Origin of the sequence: Paenibacillus sp. PSB04 (assembly GCF_025809195.1) — a bacterium.
GTDB lineage: Bacteria > Bacillota > Bacilli > Paenibacillales > Paenibacillaceae > Paenibacillus_AQ > Paenibacillus_AQ favisporus.
The window spans coordinates 4550655-4576389 of the sequence record NZ_CP081301.1; the positions used below are offsets into that span (position 1 = coordinate 4550655).

General features: G+C 53.1%; 22 protein-coding genes. 21 read left to right on the forward strand and 1 reads right to left on the reverse strand.

All coding sequences use genetic code 11. The features are described from left to right. Positions 1 to 17: 17 nt before the first annotated feature. From K2F33_RS21080 to K2F33_RS21130, 11 genes are all read left to right on the forward strand, one after another. Complete coding sequence (locus K2F33_RS21080; RefSeq protein ID WP_076164511.1) at positions 18 to 914, forward strand: ABC transporter permease; 897 nt, start codon at positions 18 to 20, stop codon at positions 912 to 914. 16 nt (positions 915 to 930) lie between these two features. Further along, positions 931 to 1815, forward strand: coding sequence for a carbohydrate ABC transporter permease (locus K2F33_RS21085; RefSeq protein ID WP_263878462.1), 885 nt, complete (start codon positions 931 to 933; stop codon positions 1813 to 1815). A gap of 7 nt (positions 1816 to 1822) precedes the next feature. Then, positions 1823 to 4486 carry a glycosyl hydrolase gene (locus K2F33_RS21090; protein ID WP_263878463.1) on the forward strand — a complete coding sequence of 888 codons (2664 nt, stop codon included), beginning with the start codon at positions 1823 to 1825 and terminating at the stop codon, positions 4484 to 4486. Positions 4487 to 4491: 5 nt separating this feature from the next. Next, positions 4492 to 6921, forward strand: a complete 2430-nt coding sequence (locus K2F33_RS21095; RefSeq protein WP_263878464.1) for a glycoside hydrolase family 78 protein — start codon at positions 4492 to 4494, stop codon at positions 6919 to 6921. Then, positions 6918 to 7718, forward strand: a complete 801-nt coding sequence (locus tag K2F33_RS21100) for a sugar phosphate isomerase/epimerase family protein (protein ID WP_263878465.1) — start codon at positions 6918 to 6920, stop codon at positions 7716 to 7718. The genes K2F33_RS21095 and K2F33_RS21100 overlap by 4 nt, the downstream gene beginning before the upstream one ends. 13 nt (positions 7719 to 7731) lie before the next feature. Further along, a complete protein-coding gene (locus K2F33_RS21105) occupies positions 7732 to 8712 on the forward strand; it encodes a DUF6528 family protein (protein ID WP_263878466.1) in 981 nt (326 codons plus the stop codon). Positions 8713 to 8821: 109 nt separating this feature from the next. Next, complete coding sequence (locus K2F33_RS21110; RefSeq protein ID WP_263878467.1) at positions 8822 to 9319, forward strand: DinB family protein; 498 nt, start codon at positions 8822 to 8824, stop codon at positions 9317 to 9319. A gap of 210 nt (positions 9320 to 9529) precedes the next feature. Next, positions 9530 to 10441: an SDR family oxidoreductase gene (locus tag K2F33_RS21115; protein ID WP_212984095.1), complete on the forward strand. Its 912-nt coding sequence runs from the start codon at positions 9530 to 9532 to the stop codon at positions 10439 to 10441. Between the two features lie 213 nt (positions 10442 to 10654). After that, positions 10655 to 11218, forward strand: coding sequence for a TetR/AcrR family transcriptional regulator (locus K2F33_RS21120; RefSeq protein WP_076169224.1), 564 nt, complete (start codon positions 10655 to 10657; stop codon positions 11216 to 11218). Between the two features lie 505 nt (positions 11219 to 11723). Then, complete coding sequence (locus tag K2F33_RS21125; protein ID WP_263878469.1) at positions 11724 to 12605, forward strand: oxidoreductase; 882 nt, start codon at positions 11724 to 11726, stop codon at positions 12603 to 12605. Positions 12606 to 12644: 39 nt separating this feature from the next. Further along, positions 12645 to 12974 carry a putative quinol monooxygenase gene (locus K2F33_RS21130; RefSeq protein ID WP_076164529.1) on the forward strand — a complete coding sequence of 110 codons (330 nt, stop codon included), beginning with the start codon at positions 12645 to 12647 and terminating at the stop codon, positions 12972 to 12974. Positions 12975 to 13038: 64 nt separating this feature from the next. Here the strand turns inward: K2F33_RS21130 and K2F33_RS21135 are convergent, their stop codons facing one another. Continuing rightward, entirely contained in the window at positions 13039 to 13914 is an 876-nt protein-coding gene (locus tag K2F33_RS21135; protein ID WP_263878470.1) for a LysR family transcriptional regulator, read from the reverse strand. 169 nt (positions 13915 to 14083) lie between these two features. On the opposite strand from K2F33_RS21135, the gene K2F33_RS21140 reads away from it, so the two are divergent. From K2F33_RS21140 to K2F33_RS21185, 10 genes are all read left to right on the forward strand, one after another. Beyond that, positions 14084 to 14878: an SDR family oxidoreductase gene (locus tag K2F33_RS21140; protein ID WP_263878471.1), complete on the forward strand. Its 795-nt coding sequence runs from the start codon at positions 14084 to 14086 to the stop codon at positions 14876 to 14878. 118 nt (positions 14879 to 14996) lie between these two features. Beyond that, positions 14997 to 15650, forward strand: a complete 654-nt coding sequence (locus K2F33_RS21145) for a glycosyltransferase (RefSeq protein ID WP_212984090.1) — start codon at positions 14997 to 14999, stop codon at positions 15648 to 15650. Between the two features lie 217 nt (positions 15651 to 15867). Then, positions 15868 to 16569, forward strand: a complete 702-nt coding sequence (gene ric / locus K2F33_RS21150) for an iron-sulfur cluster repair di-iron protein (protein ID WP_263878473.1) — start codon at positions 15868 to 15870, stop codon at positions 16567 to 16569. 457 nt (positions 16570 to 17026) lie between these two features. Continuing rightward, complete coding sequence (locus K2F33_RS21155) at positions 17027 to 20701, forward strand: nitrate reductase subunit alpha (protein ID WP_263878474.1); 3675 nt, start codon at positions 17027 to 17029, stop codon at positions 20699 to 20701. Continuing rightward, positions 20691 to 22226, forward strand: coding sequence for a nitrate reductase subunit beta (gene narH / locus K2F33_RS21160; protein WP_263878475.1), 1536 nt, complete (start codon positions 20691 to 20693; stop codon positions 22224 to 22226). Before K2F33_RS21155 ends, narH begins: the two co-directional genes overlap by 11 nt. Continuing rightward, positions 22219 to 22797 (forward strand): nitrate reductase molybdenum cofactor assembly chaperone, encoded by a 579-nt coding sequence (gene narJ, locus K2F33_RS21165; protein WP_263878476.1) that lies wholly within the window; start codon positions 22219 to 22221, stop codon positions 22795 to 22797. Before narH ends, narJ begins: the two co-directional genes overlap by 8 nt. Beyond that, positions 22784 to 23476 carry a respiratory nitrate reductase subunit gamma gene (gene narI / locus K2F33_RS21170; protein WP_263878477.1) on the forward strand — a complete coding sequence of 231 codons (693 nt, stop codon included), beginning with the start codon at positions 22784 to 22786 and terminating at the stop codon, positions 23474 to 23476. The genes narJ and narI overlap by 14 nt, the downstream gene beginning before the upstream one ends. A 50-nt stretch (positions 23477 to 23526) precedes the next feature. Further along, on the forward strand, positions 23527 to 23991 hold the full coding sequence (locus K2F33_RS21175) for a GAF domain-containing protein (protein ID WP_076164546.1): 465 nt from the start codon (positions 23527 to 23529) through the stop codon (positions 23989 to 23991). Beyond that, on the forward strand, positions 23988 to 25073 hold the full coding sequence (locus K2F33_RS21180; RefSeq protein WP_263878478.1) for a sensor histidine kinase: 1086 nt from the start codon (positions 23988 to 23990) through the stop codon (positions 25071 to 25073). The genes K2F33_RS21175 and K2F33_RS21180 overlap by 4 nt, the downstream gene beginning before the upstream one ends. Then, a complete protein-coding gene (locus K2F33_RS21185; RefSeq protein WP_076164548.1) occupies positions 25070 to 25717 on the forward strand; it encodes a response regulator transcription factor in 648 nt (215 codons plus the stop codon). The genes K2F33_RS21180 and K2F33_RS21185 overlap by 4 nt, the downstream gene beginning before the upstream one ends. The last annotated feature ends 18 nt before the right edge of the window (positions 25718 to 25735 follow it).

Here is a 25735-nt window from a genome sequence, read left to right on the forward strand (position 1 = left end):
GAAGGGCAGGCGATGAAATGACATTCAAGAAATGGAGGCATGAACTGCCGCTTCACTTTATGCTTCTGCCGGCGCTTGTCCTCCTTGCCGTGTTCAGCTATTGGCCGATGGTAGGCATCGTCATCGCTTTTCAGAAATTTTACCCGAATAAGGGCTTTTTCGGCTCGGATTGGGTCGGCTTAGACAATTTTCTCTACGTGTATCATCTTCCCGGCATCTCCCAAATCGTATTCAACACGATCTTTATTGCCGTCATGAAAATTATCGCAGGCCTTGTGGTTCCGATCACGGTGGCGCTCCTTCTGAATGAGATGGCGAGAGAGAGGATCAAACGGATGATCCAGACACTGATCTATTTGCCCCACTTTTTGTCATGGGTCATCTTGGGAGGCGTTTTGATCGATGTGTTGTCGCTGAAGGGGATTCTCAATCAGTTTCTCGGATGGTTTGGAATGGACCCGGTTTATTTTCTGGGCGACAATCACTGGTTTCCGTATGTGCTGGTTGCCACGGATACGTGGAAGGATTTTGGCTTCGGTACGATTGTATATTTGGCAGCGCTTACCGGAATTGATCAGTCGCTGTACGAAGCGGCAGAGATCGACGGTGCAAGCCGTTGGCGGCAGACACTGAACATAACGATCCCCGGTATTTTGCCGGTCGTCGTCCTGATGACGACGCTAAGTCTGGGAAATGTGCTGAATGCCGGATTCGACCAGGTGTTCAATCTGTACAGTCCGCAGGTGTATGAAAGCGGGGATATCATCGACACGTTCGTATACCGGATCGGATTGATCGATGCACAATACAGCGTGGCGACGGCCGTAGGCTTATTCAAATCCGTGGTGTCCCTTGTGCTGATCTCTTCATCATACCTGTTGGCTTACCGGTTTGCCGGATACCGGATCTTTTGACGGAGGAGGGGACTTCATGGTTCAAAAACGGGGGATCGGCCGCACCTTGTTTGTGGCTTTCAATTACACGTTTCTTCTCGCTATCTCCGTCCTGTGCCTGCTGCCGCTTGTTCACGTGCTTTCAGTATCATTTAGCTCCAGTGCAGCGGCGATGGGCGGATTGGTCAAATTATGGCCGGTTCAATTTACGCCGAACGCTTACGAATACGTATTGAAAAAGCCCGAATTTCTAACTGCGTTATGGATTACGTTGAAACGTGTCGTGTTTGGCGTTTCCATCAGCATGTTTCTCACCATTCTGACCGCATATCCGCTGGCAAAAGAGAAATCGAAATTCAAATGGAGAACGATGTACGCGTGGCTGCTCGTCCTGACGATGCTGTTCAACGGCGGCCTCATCCCCTGGTATATGACGATAAAGTCCCTGGGGATGCTCGATTCGATTTGGGCGCTCGTATTACCGGGGGCGGTTCCGGTTTTTAATGTGATCCTGCTGCTGAATTTTTACCGGGGGCTGCCCAAGGAACTGGAGGAGTCCGCCTTTATGGACGGAGCCGGCCATTGGACGACGCTTTGGCGCATTTATGCGCCGCTGTCATTGCCGGCGCTGGCGACGATCGGGCTGTTCACAATTGTCAGCCATTGGAACAGCTGGTTTGACGGTCTCATCTTGATGAATTCACCGGAAAATTACCCGCTCCAGAGCTATTTGAGAACTATTATTGTTGGCCAGGACCTCACGATGCTGACTTCAACCGATTTGTCGCTGCTTCAGGATTTATCGGAGCAAACGGTGAAAACGGCCCAGATTTTTCTCGGGGCACTGCCGATCATTCTGGTGTACCCGTTCCTGCAGCGCTTCTTTATTAAAGGGATAGTTATGGGCAGCGTGAAAGGATGACGAAACAATGACAACGAACATGCGTGTACCTGATTCATGGAGCCATCACTTTCTGGAGCCTCCGAAGTTGACGGGAACCTTATTTTGGCTGCATGGCACGGAAAGTCCTGAAGAGCTCCGGAAGACATTCGACTTGGCCGTCGGGTCGGGAATCGGAGAGCTGACGCTGGAGTCGAGACCCCATTGGGACTATCTTGGGCCGAAGTGGTGGTCGGACTTGAAGCTGATTCTGGGATGGTGCCGGGAAGCCGGGGTAAGTGCCTACCTGTTCGATGAAAAATGGTATCCGAGCGGGGTGGCCGGTAATACGCTCCAGAAGCTCGACCCGGCGTTTCGGCGCTCGTCGATCCGCCTCCAATATATACGCTACCGCGGGCCGCTGAACCGGGTAAGCCTGATGCCTCCATGGACGCACCGGAGCCGGTCCGTTGTGATGAGCGTCTTTGCCTACCCGATGTCGGAGGGGGTGATCGGTTACGAGCAGGGTGTTGATTTGACCGAACGCCTGCACCGCCCCGATTCACCGCACATGCACGGGATCGTGCACGGCATCCACTGGGACGTCCCTTCGGGAGAGTGGATCGTCTGCTTTGTCATCGAAGATAAGGCCGATAACTACATCGATCCCCTTCACCCGGGAGCCGTGCAAGCTTTCATTGACCGTGTGTATGAATCGTCGAAAAGAGAAGTCGGGGCGTATTTCGGCAATCCGGTCCGAGGTTTTTTCTTTGACGAACCGGCTTATTTCAATCATGAACAGGAAATACCTTGGGGCTATGAGCTGCGTCGACGGTTTATTGAAGCGAAAGGATACGATCCGATACGATTTTTGCCGGCATTATGGTTGAAAGGGGAGAGCAAGGGCAGCGAATATTTCATTTACGATTACTATGATTTTCTGAATAAAGCATACGCGGATACGTACTGCCGACCGATTCACGAATGGTGCCGCAATCATGGGCTGAAATATATCGGGCATTGGTACGAACACGAAGCGAGCCCGAATCATGGGGAAAGGTACATGTTCCATGAGCGGACCACGGAGGGACCGGGCGACTTTTTTGAAGTTTCCCGGTTTGCAGATGAAGGCGGGATTGACGTCGTTTGCAACCAGATTATTCCGGGCCACCGGAATCGGGATTACTGGGGGCTGCCTAAGCTGGCCAGCTCCGCCGCCCATATCTATGGATTGAAAGACGATTTGGCCATGTCGGAGACATTTGGGGCCTACGGCTGGCATCTGGGCCTCAGAATGATGAAGTGGCTGACCGATTGGCAGGCCGTGCGGGGGATCAATCATTTTATACTGCATGCTTTTAACCCGAAATGGCCCGATCTGGATTGCCCGCCTTATTTCTATGACGGGGGGCTAAATCCGCAATGGCCTTATTTTCCGGCCTATATCCAGTATGTGAACCGGCTCTCTTATTTTTTTCGCGAAGGCAAGCATGTCGCATCGCTGCTGCTTCTATATCCAGGGGCTCTCGGCCATGCCGGCGAATCGACCCCGATCGAGGATGTCCAGCAGGTGCTCCAGGAGAATCAATACGACTACGATCTCGTTCCACAGGATGAGCTGCTGCTGTTCCGAATCGCCGGGGGCCGGCTGGAGATACGTAGCGAGAGCTACGCAGCGGTCGTTGTTCCCGGGACGGAGGTCGTAACGGAAATGCTGCTTCATAAGCTTCATGAGATGGTTCAGTCGGGCGTCACCGTGGTGTTTGTAAACCGTCAACCGACGGGGGTGTTGAAACGTAAGCAGGAAGCAATGCCGCTGTCACCGTTTCTGTCAGGGCCGGGCATGCATCTGGCAGGCGACCCGTCCGATTTGCCGGAATTGCTTCGCCACAGCGGTATATCAGCGCAGCTCTCTTTTGAAGGAAGCGGCCGGGAGAACCTGCGCATCCTTCACCGGATAAGGGAGGACCAATCTCTATGGATGGTCAGCAATGAAGATGTAGAAACCGTTGTTGACGGATGGATCCGCCTGCCAGGGGAACCGGATGTAAACGCCCTGCATGCCTGGGAGCCATTGACTGGCGAACGATGGCATCTGCGGTCACGGATTTCACCAGACACAGCTAATGAGCGGGAATTTCACCTGCGGATTCCGCCTTACCGTTCGCTGATTCTGATTCCGTCTGTGCTCGATGTCCAGGAAGAAGTGCAGGGTCCCGTTCCGGCGGCCTATATCCGCAGCGGGCAGCAACACGGCGTCATCGATATAGACAGCGCGCAGATTCACTTTGACTGGCAGGGAGAAGCGAGGAGCGGGTTACCGCCGTGGCTCCGCTTGGATCTTTCTTATTCCGGTACACTTGCATATACCTGGACCATGGATATACCGCCGTCCGAGCTGGAGGCTTTGAACCGGGTTATTCTGGATCTCGGTCAGGTGGAGGAAATTGCGGAGGTGGAGGTGAACGGCACATCAGCCGGATTCAGCTTTGTTCCGCCATACCGCTTTGATGTGATGCAATGGCTGGCCCCCGGCTTGAATCGGTTTAAGGTATGTGTAACCAATGTCGTATCGAACCGCATGAGCAAGGCGGAAGTACTCGAGGACGCGGGCCCGGATTGGAAAGAGCGCCGTGAACAGTTCTCGATCCCGGAGGATGGCGGGCTTCTCGGGCCGGTTCGGCTGGAATTCCATCATATCGATTGGAAGTGAACGCAATGGATATCGTCAGTAAACTTACGGACGCTTGGTGGTTATCTGCCTGGGGCTCGGATGCAGATCACGTAAATGAACATAACGCTGCACGCAATGAGGTGGCCTATTTCCGCCGTTCGTTTTCACTGGTCAAACCGGCCACGCTTGTGCTGTCAATCAGCGCCCACAGCCGCTACCGCTTATGGATCAACGGGCAAGCCGTTCTTTCAGGTCCTTGCAAGGGGGATCGCTGGCGTCATTACTACGAAACGATTGACGTAAGTCCATACCTGACTGCAGGCGACAACGTCCTTGCCGTAAAAGTGGTGGCATACAGCCCGTATGAAGCACAGCCGCCAGGCTGGGGAGGACCCTTCAGCGTAACGTCCAACGCAGCAGGCCCTTGCCTGATCGCCAGCGGACGCTGCGTTGCGGAAGACGGGGAAATATTGGCGGATTTTGCAACAGGTAAGCCTGGGGACGAATGGCTGGTCTGTTTGGATGACGCGGTTTCCTGGGAAGCGTATGGGCCCACCCATTTTATGGGGGGGATGGAGCGGGTCGCTGGCGCGCGGCTGCCTCATCACTGGAACCTTCCGGGGAGTACGGAGAACGGGAAATGGCATATTCCGATCCGAAGATGGAAGGCGGACGGCAGACCTTACGGCATCATTCCGCCGTTTCCGCTGATGGAGCGTCCCATCCCGCTCCTCTATGAGACGAGTCGCCGGTTCAGGAGTGAAGTTGATGTAAAGAAAGGAAACCGTGAGCAGTTTTCGTTCATTGAAGGCGCAGCGGAGCCGCAACCGGCTGTCATCCCCCCGCATTCGAAGCGGAAGGTGGTTCTTGATGCAGGCGAGCTTATGACAGGTTATATCATCCTTCCCTTATCAGGCGGGCAGGGCAGCCGGGTTACACTGTTGTATGCTGAAAGCTTTTCCAAGCACCGGGAAGGCGGCTTCCCGCTAAAGGGCAAGCGGGACGATGCAAAGCGGTATGATCTGATCGGGCAGCAGGACGTATATCTTCCGTCTGGGGAGAGGGAGACTTACGAGCCGTTCTGGTTCCGGACCTTCCGCTTCATGCAAATTGAGGTGGAGACCTGTGACGAGCCATTGGTCATTGACTCCCCGGAGATCCGGGAAACGGGATATCCGTTGAATGTCCAATCATCGGCTGTGTCCTCCACCGCCTGGATTCGTCCATTATGGGACGTAAGCGTCAGAACACTGCAGCGATGCATGCATGAAACCTATGAAGATTGCCCTTATTACGAGCAATTACAGTATGCCATGGATACCCGGCTGCAAATTCTTTTCACCTATGCCGTCAGCGGGGACACCCGCTTAGCCCTGCGGGCGATCGACGATTACCACGCTTCACTTCTGCCGGAGGGGATTCTCCAAGCGCGGTATCCATGCATGGAGTCGCAGGTCATTCCTGCCTTTTCGCTCCATTGGATTTTCATGGTTGAAGATTATTACTGGCAAACCGGTGATCCGTCGGTTGCCGTGCGTTACCGGGCTACGATCGACTCGGTTCTGGACTGGTACGACCGTAAGCTCGGGCCGCAGGGACTCGTACACCGGTTAGGCTACTGGGAATTTATCGATTGGGTCGAAGCATGGGATGAACTGCACGGCGCGCCGACGGCGACGCTTACCGGTCCTTCTACGATCCATAATCTCCTGTATGTCTATGCGCTTCAGTCCGCGGCAAGATTAAGCCGACTCGGGAATCGCTTTGAGGTTGCAGACGAATATGAGGCGCGGGCCGGGCATGTGCTCCAGGCTTTGCAGCAGTTATGTTGGTCGGAATCTTCAGGATTGTACCGTGAAGGTCCCGAATGCGAACAGTACAGCCAACACGCCCAAATCTGGGCCGTCCTGACCGGCCTCGCTTCCGGAGAGCAGGGACGGCAGTTAATTCGGCGGATGATGGATCGGGATGATCTGCTGCAGTGCTCGTATGCGATGTCTTTTTATTTATTCAGGGCGATAGAGAAGGTAGGACTATACGAAGAGACGGAGCAGATGTGGAAGCCGTGGCGGGACCTGTTGGAACTGAACCTGACCACCTGGCCCGAGGACCCCTTCATGCAGCGCAGTGACTGTCATGGCTGGGGCGCCCTGCCTCTGTATGAATTCACCCGCTGTTTGCTGGGGGTGAAGCCCGGAGCACCCGGCTGGGAAACGATCCGGATCGAACCCCATTGCTTGTCGCTGCAGGATATGCGAGGGCAAGCGATAACCCCAAAAGGAATGGTTCGAGTGAATTGGTTCATCGATGACGGCGCCATTCATATTTCCGGCGAATCGCCGGAAGGTACGCCGCTTCTCGTTGCTATGCCAGATGGCAGCAACTGCAGTATGCCGCAGGGTGGAGCTTTCCGTCTGTCATGCCCCGCTGCTGGAAATTCTGAAACGAGTTTGGATCGGGAGGGAAATGCATGAACCGCAAACCGGGAAATTGGAAGCTTGGCACCTCGTTCAGCCTGGCCAACCCGATCGATTTGAAACAAGCGGCCGAATCTGGGATCCAGTGCATCGAACTGACGTGGCAGCCGCTGGATATTTTCGATCCGGAAGTCAAAATGAAGTGTGATGAGGTGGTAGCTGCTGCCCGGCGTCTTGGAATCGACGTCTGGTCGTTGCACATTCCTTTCGGCACGGCGTGGGACCCGTCCAGTCTGGATCAGGACACCCTGGAACAAGTCGTCGCCAAAGTCCGGCATCTGTTCCGTTATGCTGCGGACTGGGGGATCGGAACGCTGGTATACCACCCTAGCTGGGAGCCGGTTCCACCGGAAGAAAGAGCGCTCCGTTTAAAAACTTCCAAACAAACGCTCGCTCTGCTTGCTCAAGAAGCGGCCGCTAGCGGGCTTCGTCTGGCGGCGGAGTGCCTCCCGCGCACTTGTCTCGGGCATTCGGCGGATGAAATGGAGTATTTGACCGAAGAGAATCCGGAGCTCGGCGTATGCTGTGACGTCAATCATTTGTTTAAGGAAAAACCGCAGCAGTTCATTGAGAAGCTGGGCGACCGGATTGTGACGACGCATATTTCGGATAATGACGGAACGGACGAAAAGCATTGGATGCCGGGAACAGGTAACCTGGAATGGAATGAAATCCTTAATGCTTTTGCTGCAGCAGGCTACCGGGGACCCATGATGCATGAAGTCAGAAACCCGGATCCGGAGGCCATCACGGTCAATTGGCACCATATCCTTGGTGCAAGTTCTAACCCATGAGGAGGTTATAAACATGAGTATTCGAAAATTCAGCATTAGGTCCCGCCTGCTGCTTCTGATGATGACCGCGGTAACGTTCACGATGGTGAATCACCATGCTTCAGCCGATCCCGGTCTGCACAAGGATTATTGGATTGCCGTGACGGATCAGGGTTCGGAGGAAATTCGTGTTTACGATCCCGAGAAGGAAGACTGGAACCAGTCCAACGCACTGAAATGGTCTTGGGCGCCCACGGATAAAAACGGTTTTGGCGGACTGCTGCAAGGCTGGGGTCTGCCATCCGACGTGAAGCTGCGGGAAGGTACAACGGGGGGCAAATTTATGGTTGTGACCGACTCCAGAGGGCTTGCAGCGCTTGTTCCGTATCCTTCCGGCAACAGCAGAGCATGGGGCGTCATCGTAGGCGGCAACCCGCATGCAGCCGAGCTGCTGCCGGACGGCAACGTAGCGGTTGCAGCGAGTGCCGGCGGTTGGGTGCGGGTCTATACGGCTTCGCAGGGAGCCGATTCTTCAACGTATACCGAATTTTCACTGCCTGGTGCGCACGGCGTGCTGTGGGATCCGGCTCAAGACGTACTGTGGGCCGTCGGCGACTACGACTTAATTGCCTTGAAAGTGAAAGGAACACCGGCAGCGCCTATTCTGGAGGAAGTTCACAGAAAGCGGCTGCCCACCAATTGGGGCCACGACCTCTTTGCGGTCTATGGAGATACCGACAAGTTGTGGGTGACCTCTAATACGCAGGTGTATCAGTATAGTAAATCCACGGATTCCTGGTCTGAAGATTATCCGGGGGCCGCTGAGATTAATCACCATTGGGTGAAAAGTGTAGGCAACCAGCCTTCCGGGCAAGTGGTGATGACCAACCAGAAGGAAGGAACTAAGTATACTTGGACCACGGATGCGGTTGACTTGTACCAGCCGGCGGATCAGCGTCTCGTTACAGGCGGAGCCTTCTATAAAGCCCGGATTTGGAATTCGGATTATCAATAAAAACGAATTTGCGGGGAGGAGCCAAGAGCTCTTTCCCGCTTTTTACTCTCACCTTTCCTCTTACTGGGTGTTATAGTATGCTTGTCTTATAAGAAAGGAGAGGGAATTCATGGTAAAACAATTGATTATCGGTGATGCAAAGCATGAGTTGGCCATTACGCGCCGCATCCTGGAGCGCCTGCCCGAGGAGCATATGACATGGAAGCCGCATGAGAAATCGATGACGCTTGGCGGACTGACCACGCACCTGATCAACCTGCTGAACTGGCAGGTCGCGATTTTTCTTAGCCCGGAATTGGATTTATCGACCGTGCCGCTTCGGCGGGAAGCTCTGACAAGCCGTCAGGACATCCTGGATGAATTTGATGCAAACGTCGTCAAGCTGGAACAGCTGTTAGACGAATGTGACGAACAAGCACTTGGCGAGGAGTGGACCTTGCGTAACGGCGACCATATCATCCTTCGCCAACCTCGTGCCAACGCTATCCGTACTTTCGGATTAAGCCATATGATCCATCACCGGGCGCAGCTCGGCGTATATTTGCGGCTTCTCGATATTCCGGTACCGGGCCTCTATGGTCCTTCGGCCGACGAAAATGGCAATTAATATAGAAGACTAAGATTGCAGTCGCAGAGCTTCGGCGTGAATCGCCGTACGCTGCGGCTGTTTTTTTGGCCGAATGTTATGATGTCTTCCTGGCGACAATGTAGTTCGTCTCATGCGAAATTCTGCTTTTATATACGACAAGGTTTGACGTAATTGGGATATATCATGGACATTGAACGTTAGATCAACGATAGGAGAGTGATTCGTCATATGAAACCACTACGTGGAAAAGTTGCTTTGGTCGCTGGAGCAACACGAGGCGCCGGCAGAGGCATTGCTGTCGAATTAGGGGCAGCGGGGGCAACCGTATACGTCACAGGAAGAACGACGCGCCAACAACGATCCGAATACAACCGTCCTGAAACGATTGAGGAAACGGCAGAACTGGTAACTGCTGCGGGAGGACAAGGAATAGCCGTTCAAGTCGATCATCTCCAGCCTGAACAGGTCCAGGCCCTTATCGCCCGTATTGAAAAAGAACAGGGAAGATTGGATGTTCTGGTCAATGACGTATGGGGCGCTGAAAATTTGGCAGACTGGAATGTGCCTGTATGGGACCACTCCCTTGAACGTGGATTTCGTATGCTTCGCCTTGGCATCGACACGCATTTGATTACAAGCCATTTTGCACTGCCGTTGTTGATCAGAAATAAGAACGGACTGGTGGTCGAAATGACGGATGGTACCGCTGAGTACAATTATAAAAATTACCGCATATCGATGTTCTATGATTTAGTCAAGAACTCAGTCATTCGTATGGCACAATCACTTGCGCATGAACTCGCACCCTATCAGTGTTCCGCGGTGGCCATGACGCCGGGTTGGATGCGTTCTGAAATCATGCTGGATCATTTCGGTGTGAAGGAAGAAAACTGGCGTGATGCTGCCGAAAAGGAACCCCATTTCATCATATCGGAATCTCCGCGTTATGTAGGCCGTGCGGTTGCAGCATTAGCTGGCGATCCGGAAGCTGCCCGGTGGAATGGGAAGTCCTTGTCAAGCGGTCAGCTCGCAAAAGTCTATGGTTTCACGGACCTCGACGGTTCGCAGCCAGACTGCTGGCGGTACCTTGTAGAAGTTCAGGAGGCAGGCAAACCAGCAGATGCCTCTGGATATCGTTAGTCGCTGCTAGTTTGATGTCAAGAAAAGCACACTTTAAGAGCCGCATAAACTGCGGCTTTTTGTGCGTTTAACAATATGAGGAATCTCGGATATGCGACATACATCTTGACTCTTCTCGGCAATCATGTCATGCTGCACAACATCGTTATTAGGTGGTGTGAACTTGACATCTCCCTCAAGCCCGTACTAATGTTGTTTCAAGAGGTGGAATACATGAGCAAGAAGCAGGACATAATGGCGGCCACGCTGGATTTGATCCATGAAGAGGGGCTGCAGTCGGTAACCTTTTCCAAAATATTTAAGAAAGCCAACGTAGGTTCCGGCACGGTATATAACTATTTTGCCAATAAAGAAGAGTTGGTGAATGCGGTTTACAAAGAAGCGCGGACACATATGGGGGAGTACCTCCTTCGCGGTTATAACCCGGATGCCAGTCTGTATGAACGATTTAAATGCTTGCAGCTGAACAGGTTGAAGTTCGGTATCGATTCACCCAAAGAGTTTCTGTTTATCGACAGCTTTTCCTTCTCCCCGTATATTTCGCCGGAGCTGCGGAACATGGGCGATGCCCTCCATTCGAGTGACGTGGTCATTTCTTTGATCGTTGAGGGTCAGAAGCAGGGAATCATGAAAGAGATGGACCCCCATTTATGCCATCAGCTCATCCATGGGATCATTTCTTCCATCGTGAAAGGGTACTATATTCAGAAATATCCATTAGACGAGGTCCAGGTTCAGCAAGTGCTGGAAGCCTCATGGAAAGCTATACTCGTGTAGAAACAGCCTTTTTGGACGCTGCGGTCCTTAAAAGGCTGTTTTTATGTTGTCTTGACTCCTCCGATTCATGAATTTCTTATCAAATATAACTTCAGCTGCCCTCATCTGTTATCCACATCGGCTCTTTTTGGGGACTTTACCGTGTCGTTTCCGGCGAACACAAAGTGCTGAGAATCGGAATGTATATTCCAATCTGGGCAATATCAGTACTTTGAAACCAAAACACTTGATTGGAATTGATATTCCATATTTCTTATTTTCCTTATCTACTATGTGGATTGTAATACAATAAAACAGGGGAATGATCCAGCCTTCCACACTTTAAGAACTTACCGTTCATCATGTTTACAGAACAATTTCAGTGATCTAACCTTCGGATTGTAAATAGAGTCAAACTTGTTCGAATGGAATGTATATTCCAAAAACTCTTGACTTACGAAAATGTCTGAGTTATATTTGCTTTGGAACAAACATTCCAAACCTATGTTGAGGAGGCATTTTTGATATGAGTAAAGTTTGGCTGATTACAGGCAGTTCCCGGGGATTTGGACGCAGTCTTGCAGAAGCGGTACTGGCAAAAGGAGATCAGTTGGTGGCAACAGCCCGCAATACAGAACAAATCGCCGATCTTGCAGCACGATATGGCAGCCAAGTCCACATCGTTGAGCTGGATGTAACCCGGTTCGAGCAGGCTGAGGCTGCCGTGCAAGCCGCCTTCGAAACGTTTGGGCGTTTGGATGTACTTGTGAATAATGCGGGATACGGCAATATCTCTTCGATTGAACAAACCCCGATGGATGACTTCCGGGCTCAATTGGAAACGAACCTGTGGGGTGTTATTAACGTAACGAAAGCAGCGCTGCCGCACCTGAGAGAGCAGGGTCACGGACATATTGTCCAGTTCTCCTCGATCGGCGGCCGCATCGGCGCGCCCGGTCTAGGACCATACCAAACGGCAAAATGGGCGGTAGAGGGCTTCTCTGAGGTGCTTTCCAAAGAAGTTGGACCCCTTGGTGTAAAGGTTACGCTGATCGAACCGGGCGGTTTTCGTACCGATTGGGCAGGTTCATCAATGAAGCATATTGAGCCTATTGACGATTATAAGGACACGGTCGGCAACCATTTGAAGCATGCCCGGGAGACTACCGGCAGGGAGAACGGTGATCCGGATAAAGCTGCGCAAGCGATCATTTCTATTGTTAATGAAGATAACCCGCCGCTCCGCTTACTGCTCGGAAGCGATGCCGTTGCGATTGCGAACGCGGTGGATAAGGGCAAATTGGAAGAAACCAAGCGTTGGGAGAAACTTAGCCTGTCCACGGTCTACCGGGCAAAAGAATTGGATCCGGAGGTTTCGCGCATGATTCAAGCGCTTCCGGAGTCATGATATAAGCGAATCCACTTATAACAACAGGGAGTTGACATCTTGACTCAAATATCATGGAATAACCAGGTTCTGACACTGATCAATGTATTTACCGTTGATCCGGCAAATCAGGAACGGCTGATCAAACTGCTGACCGACGCAACGAATGTTTCCGTCCGACACGCCCCAGGATTTATAACATGTATTCTCCATCGAGGTACGGATGGAACGAAGGTTACGATGTATTCCCAATGGAGAAGCGCAGAGGATTATCAAGCCATGCGAAATGACCCTAGGCCGCTTCCGTATCTGCAGGAAGCTTTGAAAATAGCGAAGTTTGAGCCGGGGATGTACGAAATTGTCACGACATTTGAAGCAGCCGGCGAATAAAAGACGATAAAAAAGATACCGTGCACATCGCGGTATCTTTTTTCTGATCCATCAATAACGTCCTTCACTTGGATGCTGTATCCATATACTCAATAAACCTCTTGGCAGATGGCGATAAATAGCGGTCTTCTCGCCACTTCAGCCCGACTTCCCAATCCCAGCCTTCCTCCTGAATAGGGATCCATACCAGACCGTCTAACATAAGCCCTAATGTTTGCGGCAGCACCGACACGCCCAGACCCGCTTTAATAAAACCAGCCACGGTAATCAAATCTTCGGCGTCATAAGTGGAGGCCAGTTCAAAATTCGTATGCTGAAAACGGGAGGTGATGGTCGCCTTAAGGCCGCAATTTCTCTTGAGTCCCACAAAAGGCTCACCGGATAATTCAAACAAGCTTAGGCTGGAGCGGCTTGCAAAGGGGTGATCTGCGGAAACAACGATAAACAGCGGTAATTTGCGAATTACAATCCACTCATGATTGTCCAGCGTCGTTTCCCTCGAAGTGATCATCATGTCCGCCGTACCCTTATCCAAATACTCATCGATATCCCCGTGATCTCCTTGGTACAGTTCAAAACGGACCTGGGGATGATGAACCTGGTAATCCCGAACCATAGAAGGGACCAAATCCACGCCTAAAATATTCAAATAGGAGATGTGAATCACACCCGTTTCGGGGTTGGACCACTCCTCAATTTCCTGTATGCCGTTTTGGATGTTGTTCAAGGCCGTCTCAACCCATCTGCCGAACATTTTTCCATAGCGATTTAATTCGACATTCCGGCCGTTTCGCTCGAAAAGGGGAACTCCCAGTTCGGTCTCCAGCTTGGCAATCGCGTGGCTTAAGGCTGGTTGAGTAATATTCAATGCCTTCGAAGCCATCGTCATATGCTGCAGCCGGGCAACGGTTAAAAAGTATTCGAGTTGTGTCAGCTCCATCTTGGCACCCACTTATATAAATTTAATTCATAAATTTAATGAAAACTATAAATTAGACGCTGGGGTCCGTCAAGCTTACAATAAGGTTGTTCTCAGGGGACGTTCACTGTACCAAGCGGCGTTCTTGATTTCTAACCAACCCAATCATTTATGCTCAGGAGGAAACAACATGGCTGTAACTTATGCAAATCCAATGACGGAATATCAAGGCAAAAAAGTGCTGGTAACCGGCGGTACAAAAGGGATGGGGGAAGCTATCGCAAAAAGATTTGCATCGGCTGGTGCTGAGGTAATGACAACAGCGCGTTCTGTGCCAGCGGACCTTGCTGATCCGGAACGGTTCGTGGAAGCTGATTTATCCTCAATGGAAGGAACGGCAAAGGTCGTCAAAGCCGTTAAAGAGCGGTTCGGCACGATCGATATCGTCGTCAATAACGTCGGGGGGAGCAGCACACCTCCGGGAGGTTTTCTTGCGGCAAGTGACGAACATTGGCTCGAAGCACTAAACTTGAATCTTTTGGCTGCTGTACGCTTGGATCGGGGACTGCTCCCGTTGATGCTCGAAAAAAGGAAGGGAGTCATCATCCATATCTCATCCATCCAGCGGGTATTGCCCCTGGTTGAATCTACAATTCCTTATGCAGCTGCAAAGGCGGCACTAAGCAACTACAGCAAAAGCCTTTCAAAAGAATTCTCTCCGCAAGGCATTCGTGTAAACCGCGTTGCTCCCGGCTTTATTCAAACGACTGCAGCAGACGCGATGATGGAGAATATCGCACAAGTAACAGGCAGCTTCGAAAGCGCACTCCAATCGGTCATTGATGCATTGGGAGGAATTCCCGTTGGACGACCTGGATTTCCGGAAGAGGTTGGCGAACTTGTCGCTTTTCTGGCGTCAGAACGTGCCGCCTCAATTACGGGCGCTGAATATGTCATTGATGGAGGAACTGTCCCTACCGTCTAATTAGAAGGAATCAACGAAGCAATCAGAAATGAAGCTGCTCCTCTGTATAAAATCGGGTATTTTTTATCCATATTAAGACAGCCTGATATATTCCAAACGTATAGAGGAGCAGATAACAGTGAAAAACAAACGGCTTAAGGCTTTACTTATAACCTTGACGCTTATTTTCAGCGTGATTCAGATCGCAGCACCTGCACAAGCCATGGGGGATGGGAAGAAGAATCCGGTTTGTATCAGCCCTAAAATGGTGCAGCTGAAAACCGATATGCAGAAAGCTTGGATCGACCATACCATCTGGACGAGAAGTTATATTGTCAGCGCCATATCGAACCGTCCGGATCAGCAGGACGTATTGGACCGGCTCCTGCGGAACCAGCAGGACATCGGAAATGTGATCAAACCCTATTACGGGGAAGCTGCCGGTAATAAGCTGGCTGAGATTCTAAGAGAACATATTCTCATTGCAGGGAAAATTGTCGCCGCCGCCAAAGCGGGTAACCAGGCGGATGTGCAAAAGCTAGAAGCGGATTGGCATCGTAACGCCGACGATATCGCCAAATTTTTAAGCGCTGCGAATCCGAATTGGTCGTTTAAAGAGCTGCAGGATATGCTGTACACGCACCTTCAGCTGATCACGGAAATCGTCCTTGACTGCCTCAAGGGAGACTGGAAAGCGGATATCGCGGCAACCGACAAAAACGAGATCCATATGATTCATTTGGCGGACATCCTGACAGAAGGCATTGTTAAACAGTTTCCCGAGAAATTTTAAACAACCTAAACAGGCGATGCAAATCAATTTAGCTTTTCATATCCTCCGTTCGGGAGGGTGTGGGAAGCTTTTTTTTCTGCCGTGGATGTTTTCACATTTCGTTTGCTTTTGGTATGACTGGAATCACAAGGCAGGCTTCGAAGATTCCTTATACTGGGGCTGTAAATGAGTTCTGCATCAAGATATCGGAATGAATCCACTACAGGAGGTCCTTTCAATGAGTCAATTAACGCTTCAAACGCACGTTGCCGACATCGTCACAGCCGTACCGCAGTCAGCCGATCTGTTCCGCGCATTGCGCATCGATTTTTGCTGCGGAGGCAAAATCCCTCTGGATGAAGCAGCGACCAAACGGAAGCTCGATTCCAGCGCGGTTCTGGATCAAATCCGGACTCTGGAGACGAAAATAGCGGAGTATCAGGACAGCCGGCCGGGAGATCTGGCGGAACCGGAGCTGATCGAATACATTCAGAACAAGCATCACGCTTTTTTGCGCGAAGAACTTCCCGCGTTAACGCCTTATGTGACAAAGCTGGCCCGCGTCCATGGAGAACGTCATCCGGAGCTGCTGCGGGTGCAGAAATTATTCGCGGATTTGAAAAGTGAACTGCAGGAGCATACGGAGGACGAAGATCACAACGTATTTCCGCACATCCTGAAATCTATGGCGAATCCGAATCCGCAGCATTTGGCGGAACTTCGGCCGCTGCTGTCCGGGCTGAAGGAGGAGCATGAGCAGGCCGGAAATCTGCTGAAAGAGCTGCGGGAAGTGACCGGCGATTTCGCCCTCCCGGCAGATGCCTGCGGCACGTATCGGCTTGTCTACCAGCGGCTTGGACTGCTGGAAAAGGACACCTACGAGCACATCCATTTGGAAAATAACGTGCTGTTCGAGCGGATTCGCGAGCGGTGCAGCTGATCCGGATAACGGTGGTTTAGAAGCCCCTTTCTTCACAAGGTGAAGAGGGGGCTTTTTTTGTGGGGGGGAGGATCTTTAAGGTTTTCGCTTTCGTAACTGTATCTCCAAACAGGGAATGGATTCGGGGTGGAAAGTTTACATGCCGCCTTTGAATCCGTGTTCCTACATCCCTATCAAATCTAGGGAACGCGGATTTAGGCAGCGGCTGGAACCCGGAATCCATCCCCACACCATGGACAAGTGTAGAAGGTACCTCCCGAGTTTTAAAATAGCCTTTGTACTCCACAAAAGGCAAGCTCCAGCTCCCTTCCCCAACCAACCAAGGGATTTCTCGCTCCGATATAGGAGTTTCCCTGATACCAAACTCAGCAGTAGGCTCTCATAATTAAGTCATACGAATGGACGACACATTGATTCCCCGATCATGGTCATTCACGTAAAGGAGTTGAACCGTCCTATGAAACGGAAGAAGGGACTGAAGTTCTTCAAACGATTGGAAAGCTATTCGGACAACTGGTCCGTACTTGAAGAGAAAAGCCGGGACTGGGAGGACATGTACCGCAAGCGCTGGTCCCATGACAAAGTCGTGCGCACGACGCACGGCGTGAACTGTACAGGCTCCTGCAGCTGGAAGGTGTTTGTAAAAAACGGCATCATCACCTGGGAAAATCAGCAGATCGATTATCCGTCCTGCGGACCCGATATGCCGGAATTCGAGCCGCGCGGCTGTCCGCGCGGAGCCTCGTTCTCCTGGTACGAATACAGCCCGCTCCGCGTGAAATATCCGTATATGCGCGGCAAGCTGTGGCACATGTGGAATGAAGCGCTGAACCAGCATGGCGACCCGGTCGCAGCCTGGGCCAGCATCGTGGAAGACCCCGAAAAAGCAAGAACCTACAAAAAAGCGCGCGGCAAAGGCGGTCATGTACGCGTCTCCTGGGCGGATGCGACCAAGCTGATCTCCGCGCAGCTGATCTATACGATCCGCAAATACGGACCGGACCGCATTGCCGGCTTTACCCCGATTCCGGCCATGTCGATGATCAGCTACGCATCGGGGGCGAGATTCATTTCCCTGCTCGGAGGCGAAATGCTGAGCTTTTACGACTGGTATGCCGACCTGCCGCCGGCTTCCCCGCAAATTTGGGGCGAGCAAACCGACGTGCCGGAATCCAGCGATTGGTACAATGCCGGCTACTTGATCATGTGGGGCTCGAACGTGCCTTTAACGCGGACGCCGGACGCACACTTTATGACGGAAGTGCGCTACAAAGGCACGAAGGTCGTATCGATAGCGCCGGATTATGCGGAGAATGTCAAGTTCGCCGATAACTGGCTTGCCCCGAATCCGGGAACGGATGCGGCGGTCGCTCAGGCGATGACGCATGTCATTTTGAAAGAGTTTTATCAAGATCGTCAGGAACCGATGTTCCTGAATTACGCCAAGCAGTATACAGACATGCCGTTCCTTCTTCTGCTGGATGAGCATGTGGGCAGATATAAGGCCGGTCGATTCCTGCGCGCAAGCGATCTGGGTGATACGACCCCGCATGCGGAGTGGAAGCCGGTGATTTACGACGAAAACAAAAATGAAATCACAGTCCCGAACGGTACGATGGGACAGCGCTGGGAGCCAGGCAAGAAGTGGAACCTGATGCTGGAACGCGAGGACGGATCGGTCATTGCGCCGGCGCTTTCCGTGGAATCCCTGGGAGCAGAGCGGCAGACGATTTGCTTCCCGTTCTTCGATAATAACGCCAACGGCACGTTCGAACGCCAAATCCCGGCAAAGAAGATTCACCTCGCCGACGGGACCGAACGCTTCGTGGCGACGGTATTCGACCTGATGTTAAGCCAATACGGTATTGTCTCAACCGACAGCGAGTCACATGGGGGCGGATATGACGATGCGGATTCCTTCTACACACCGGCCTGGCAGGAAAAGATTACCGGCGTGAAGGCTTCAATCGTCGTGCAGATTGCCAGGGAATTCGCGCAAAACGCGCTGGATACCGGCGGCCGTTCCATGATCATCATGGGCGCGGGCATCAACCACTGGTTCAACAGCGACACGATCTACCGCTCGATTCTGAACCTGGTCATTTTGACGGCTTCCCAAGGCGTGAACGGCGGCGGCTGGGCACATTACGTCGGCCAGGAAAAATGCCGCCCGATCGAGGGTTGGTCCACAATCGCCTTCGCCAAAGACTGGCAGGGGCCGCCGCGGCAGCAAAATGCGACGTCGTTCTTTTATTTTGCGACCGACCAGTGGAAGTACGAAGAAATGGGTGCCGATTCCTTGAAATCGCCTACGGGCGGGGACATCCGTTACCAGCATCCGGCGGATTATAACGTCCTTGCCGCGAGACTCGGCTGGCTGCCGTCCTATCCGCAGTTCAACAAGAACAGCCTGGCGTTCGCTGAGGAAGCGGCCAGCCATGGGAAGACGACCAACGAGGAGATCGTGAAGCATGCGTTAACGCAAATCGTCTCTGGAGATACCAAGTTCGCCGCCGAAGATCCCGATGCGCCGGAAAACTTCCCGAGATCGCTGTTCGTATGGCGCTCGAACCTCATATCCAGCTCCGCCAAAGGGCAGGAGTATTTCATGAAGCATTTGCTTGGCGCTTCGGACAGCCTGCTCTCGACGCCGAACGAAGACGAGAAGCCGGAAGAAATGGTGTGGCGCGAAGACGTGGAAGGCAAGCTGGACCTGCTGGTCGCGCTCGACTTCCGGATGACCTCGACGCCGATGTATGCCGACGTGGTGCTGCCGGCAGCGACCTGGTACGAGAAAACCGACTTATCCTCCACCGACATGCATCCATTCGTCCATCCGTTCAATCCGGCGGTGGATCCGCTGTGGGAATCGCGCTCGGACTGGGACATTTACCGGACGATTGCACAAACCTTCTCGGAGATGGCCAAAACGCATCTTCCCGGCGTATACAAGGACCTCGTGGCCAGCCCGCTGGCGCATGATTCGATCAGCGAAATCGCCCAGCCATACGGCAGGGTGCTCGATTGGCGCAAAGGCGAGATCGAAGCGGTTCCGGGTAAAACGATGCCGAACCTGACCGTTGTCGAACGCGACTTTACGAAAATTTACGATAAATTCGTGACGCTCGGCCCGAGCCTGGCGGCAGGCAAAATCGGGGCGCACGGCGTCAGCTTCTCGGTGGCCGAGGAGTACGAAGAGCTGAAGCGCATGAACGGAAGCTATGACGACGACACGATCAAAAACGGCCTGCCAAAGCTGCATACCGCCAGAAATGCGGCGGACGCCATTCTTCATATCTCTTCGGCGACGAACGGCAAAGTATCACAGCGTGCCTGGGAGTCGGCGGAGAATGACACCGGCGTGAGCCTGAAAGACATCTCCGCGGACCGCGCGGCGGAGCGCATCACGTTTCAGAGCATCACGGCCCAGCCGCGGGAAGTCATCCCGACACCGGTGTTCAGCGGCTCGAACAAAATGGGGAGAAGATATTCGCCGTTCACGACGAACATCGAGCGGCATGTGCCCTTCCGGACGCTGACGGGCAGACAGCATTTCTATATCGATCACGAAATTTTCCTGCAATTCGGCGAAGCGCTGCCGGTCTATAAGCCGACGCTGCCGCCGATGGTATTCGGTCCGCGCGACAAACAGATTACTGGCGGTAAAGACACACTCGTGCTCCGCTATCTGACGCCGCACGGCAAATGGAACATCCACAGCACATACCAGGATAACCTGCACATGCTGACGCTGTTCCGTGGCGGGCCGACAGTATGGATCAACAATGACGATGCGGCGGCAAACGACATCCAGGACAACGATTGGCTGGAAGTCTACAACCGCAACGGCGTCGTCACCGCCCGTGCCGTCGTCAGCCACCGGATGCCGAAAGGCACGATGTACATGTATCATGCGCAGGATAAGCACATCAACGTGCCAGGCTCGGAAATCACGAAGGACCGCGGCGGCAGTCACAACGCACCGACGCGAATTCACGTGAAGCCGACCCAGATGGTCGGAGGTTACGCCCAGCTCAGCTATGGATTCAATTACTACGGACCGATCGGCAATCAGCGGGATGTGTACGTGGCTGTCCGCAAAATGAAAGAGGTGGATTGGCTTGAAGATTAAAGCGCAAGTCGCCATGGTCATGAATTTGGATAAATGCATCGGCTGCCATACGTGCAGCGTCACCTGCAAGAGCACCTGGACGAACCGCCCGGGCGCGGAATATATGTGGTTCAACAATGTGGAAACGAAGCCGGGCGTCGGTTACCCGGTACGCTGGGAGGACCAGGAGAAATACAAGGGAGGCTGGACGCTGAAAAAGGGTAAGCTGCAGCTGAAATCCGGCAGCAAGCTGTCCAAAATCGCACTCGGCAAAATTTTCTACAATCCCGATATGCCGGAAATGAAGGATTACTACGAGCCATGGACCTATAACTATGAGCATCTGACCAACTCCGGTGAGAAGAAGCATCAGCCTGTGGCCCGCCCGAAATCGGCGGTGACCGGCGAAACGATGAACCTGGAATGGGGCCCGAACTGGGAGGATGATCTGGCAGGCGCTCATGTAACGGGTCCGAAGGATCCGAATATCGAAAAGATCGAGGAAGAGATCAAGTTCAACTTCGAGCAGACGTTCATGATGTATTTGCCCCGCCTGTGCGAGCACTGCCTGAACCCCAGCTGTGTGGCGTCCTGCCCCTCGGGCGCAATGTACAAGCGGGACGAGGACGGCATCGTGCTCGTGGACCAGGAAGCTTGCCGCGGCTGGCGCTACTGCATGACCGGCTGCCCATACAAAAAGGTGTACTTTAACTGGAAAACGAACAAGGCCGAGAAGTGCACCTTCTGTTTTCCAAGAATCGAAGCAGGGCTGCCGACGGTATGCTCGGAGACCTGCACCGGCCGCATCCGGTATTTGGGTGTGATGCTGTATGACGCCGACCGGGTGAAGGAAGCGGCCTCCATGCCGGATGAAAAGGATCTGTACCAGGCGCAATGCAGCCTGTTCCTTGATCCGCATGATCCGGCGGTGATCGAGCAGGCGCGCAAAGACGGACTGTCCGAGGAATGGATCGAGGCGGCCCAAAACTCGCCGGTCTATAAACTAGCCATCGAATACAAGCTGGCCTTCCCGCTTCATCCGGAGTACCGTACGCTGCCGATGGTATGGTACGTGCCGCCGCTCAGCCCGATCATGAACTACTTTGAAGGCAGGGATTCGATCGGAAATCCGGACATGATCTTCCCGGCGATCGAGGAGATGCGCACGCCGATTCAGTACCTCGCCAACCTGCTGACGGCAGGGGATACGACAACGGTGAAGGATGCTCTGCAGAAGATGGCAATGATGCGCTCCTACATGCGAGCCCAGTCGTCCGGTGCCGAATTTGACGAAGCGCGGCTGGCGCGGGTCGGCCTGACGGCAGGTCAAATGAAGCAGATGTACCGGCTGCTTGCCATTGCCAAATACGATGACCGGTTTGTTGTACCGACATCGCACAAAGAAAGCCATATGGATGTGTACCGCTCCCAAGGCCTCGAAGGCTTCAGCATGGGCTGCAGCGGCTGCGGACCGGCAAGCCCGCAGGGCAAAACCGGCAAGGAACTGTACGAAGAAAATTTCTATGGGGGGATCTGGCGTGATTAATCTCGAAAAGCTGCAGAACGATCAAACCGTATTCGGATTTTTCGCCCAGATGCTGACTTACCCGGAGAAGCTGGATTTCCACCCGTCTGTGCTGGCGGAGTCGCTGGACTCCAAACATCCGGCCTATCCTTCGGTCCGTACATTCTGGGACCTGATGCATGAATACAGCATGGAGCAGATCGAGGAGATGTACGTTCAGACGTTCGATTTTCAGAAAAAAACGACTTTGTACATGACCTTCCATAAATTTGAGGACAGCCGGGACAGGGGACAAATGCTGGCCAAGCTCAAGGAGACGTATCAGCTGTACGGCCTCGATATCGCCGGCTCCGAGCTGTCCGATTACCTGCCCCTCATGTGCGAATTCGTCTATGCGGCCAACTGGCAGGGGCATGAAAAGCAAGCGGCAGAGAGCCTGGATCTCATGCTGGCGGTCATGGAGGACGGCACCTACCATCTGCTGAAGGCGCTGGAGAAGTCCGGCAGTCCTTACGCTCATCTGATCCGCGGCCTGCGCGAAACATTTAAAGCATGTATCCAGCAGGAAACGGAGGCGCATGAGCATGATTAACCAGTTTCTATGGGTCATATTCCCCTATGTGTGCCTCGCGGTGTTTGTCGTCGGACATATTTACCGGTACCGTACCGACCAGTTCAACTGGACGGCCAAGTCCAGTGAGTTTATCGAGAAAAAGCAGCTGAGGCTGGGCAGCCTGATGTTCCATCTGGGCATCATCCCCGTGATCGGAGGCCATGTCGCCGGCCTGGTCATTCCCCAATCGTGGATGGAAGCGGCGGGAGTCAGCGACCATATGTACCATATCGGCGCGGTATATATCGGCAGCGCCTTTGGCCTGCTGACCTTGGGCGGCATGATTCTGCTGACCTCGCGCCGGTTCACGATCCGTAATGTCCGCCGGCTCAGCTCCGCGTCGGACATGATCGTCAATGTACTGCTGCTGTTCATCGTGTTCATGGGCATGTACAGCACGCTGGTGACGAACGCTGTCCAGCCGGAGTTCAACTACCGGGAGAGCATTTCTGTCTGGTTCCGGGATTTGTTTATGCTGCGCCCGGATGCGGCGCTGATGGTGAATGTGCCGCTGTCGTTCAAGATTCACATTCTGGCCGGATTCGGGATTTTCGCGCTGTGGCCTTTTACCCGGCTCGTGCACGTATGGAGCGTTCCGTTGAATTATGTAGGCAGAAGATATATCCTTTATAGGAAGCACCGCAATTATGAATCGTAGACCAAAGAAGGCGAACAGCCTTCTTTTCTACATCAAGGGGAGCTATGGCCATGAAGAATCAGCCGAACTATCAATACCAAGCGGAAATCGAAAAGCTCCGGGACCGGTTTCAATTCGATTTCGTGTCCCTGGCTCTGGTTCAGCCGGCTGAGGACCGATTCGTATTGACCTGGCAATATGCCTCCGGCAACATGAACGATCGCTATAAGCGGATTGTCCTGCATTCAGGGAAAGGCATTGCGGGCATCGTGTTCAAAACCGGCAAGCCGATGCTGATCCAAAATGTGAACACCGATATCGAATCCCGGGATTTGTTCAATTATCCGATCATCGTGGCGGAGCAGCTGAAGAGCCTCGGGGCCATCCCGCTGTGGGAAGCAGCGCGGGTTCAAGGCGTCTTGCTGGTGGGCTACCGCGCGGAGAACCGCCTGACCCAAGCAGCCTTCGACCAGTTCCAGGAGGGACTTGGCAGGGAATTTGGCGCTTTTCATGCGGGGGAGGTGGGACAGCCTTGATTCGGATGACAGATGAACATTTAAATGACCTGCTGAAGAAGATGTATGCGAACAGCATGGAGGCGATCTTTTTTATCGATGAAAAAGGCAGCGTCGTCGCCATGAACCCGGCCGCGGAGAACATTTTGGATATCGACGTGATCGAACGGATGCAGTCCGGCGTCGACGATTCCTTCTGCCAGGCCTGCAAGGGCTACACGGATGAAAAAGACCAGATTTCGTGCTCCAAATGCTATTTGGACTATCCGAAAGGGGATTTTTCCTCGTTCCAGGTCTATCTCCAAACCCGGGGCGAAGGCGTCGTCCCTTATGCAGCCAGCTATCATACCATTGACGAGGAGCGGGGAATCCGCGTGCTCATGCTGTTGGACCTGACTAAACAGCAGAAGACGCAGGAGATGCTCCAGCGCTCGAATCTGCTGAAATACGTCATTAAAGCGCAGGAGGACGAGCGAAAGCGGATTTCCCGGGAACTGCATGACAGTGTCGCCCAGGAGCTGCTCAGCTCGCTTGTGGACCTGCGCGTGGTCAAATATATGGAGGTTGGCGAAGATGTACTGAAGAAGCTGCAGCAGACCGAAGTGTCGCTGACGCGGCTGCTGGACGACATCCGCCATTTATCCGTGGAGCTGCGGCCGGCCTCGCTCGATGACCTGGGACTGGAAGCGGCATTCCGCTCGCATTTCAAATGGATCGAGAAAAACTACGGCCTGCTCGTCGATTTCTCGGCGGAGCTGTCCGCAGCCCGATACGGCAGCGAGATCGAGACCGTGGTCTACCGCGTATGCCAGGAAGCCGTCCTGAACGCGCTGAAATACGCCGGTACCGACGAGGTGCATGTCCGGTTATGCGAAGAGGACGGGGTCCTTCAGCTGACCGTCAAGGATGACGGAACAGGATTCAATATGAATGAGAATGAAGCCAAGGGCACCGGCCTTGGCCTATACGGGATGCGTGAGCGCGCCGAGCTTGTCGGCGGCCAGTTCATGCTGTATTCGGCCATCGGCGGAGGGACGAAGGTGGAGCTGCGCATTCCGTGTTCAGAGGATAACGAGAGGGAGAGGGAGACCGATACACGATGAAAATTGTCATAGCGGATGATCATGCGGTGGTCCGGAGCGGCTTTTCCATGATTCTGAACTACCAGGAGGATATGGAAGTCGTCGCGACGGCCGCTGACGGCATGGAGGCTTACGCCATGGTAGCCAAGCATCAACCGGACGTGCTGCTGATGGACCTCAGCATGCCTCCGGGCGAGAGCGGTCTGATTGCCACGGGCAAGATCAGCAATGATTTTCCGAATACGAAAATACTGATCCTCACCATGTATGATGACGACGACTATTTGTTCCATGTGCTGAAAAACGGCGCCTCCGGTTACGTGCTCAAAAACGCGCCGGATGAAGAACTGGTCTCGGCCATCCGGATGGTGCACAAGGGAGGAACCTACATCCATCCGCAAATGGCCACGTCACTGGTTCGGGAGTATATTAAAAAGGACAGCGAGAGCGCGGACAACGATCCGTTTAACAGCCTCTCCCCCCGGGAAATCGAGATTTTGCCGCTCATCGCCAAAGGCTACGGCAACAAAGAGATTGCGGAGAAGCTGTATGTCTCCGTCAAAACGGTGGAGGCCCATAAGGCCAAAATTATGGAGAAGCTGAACCTGAAAAGCCGGCCGGAGCTGGTGGAGTATGCACTAAAGAAAAAACTGCTGGATTTCTAGCATTTTTAAGGATACCGG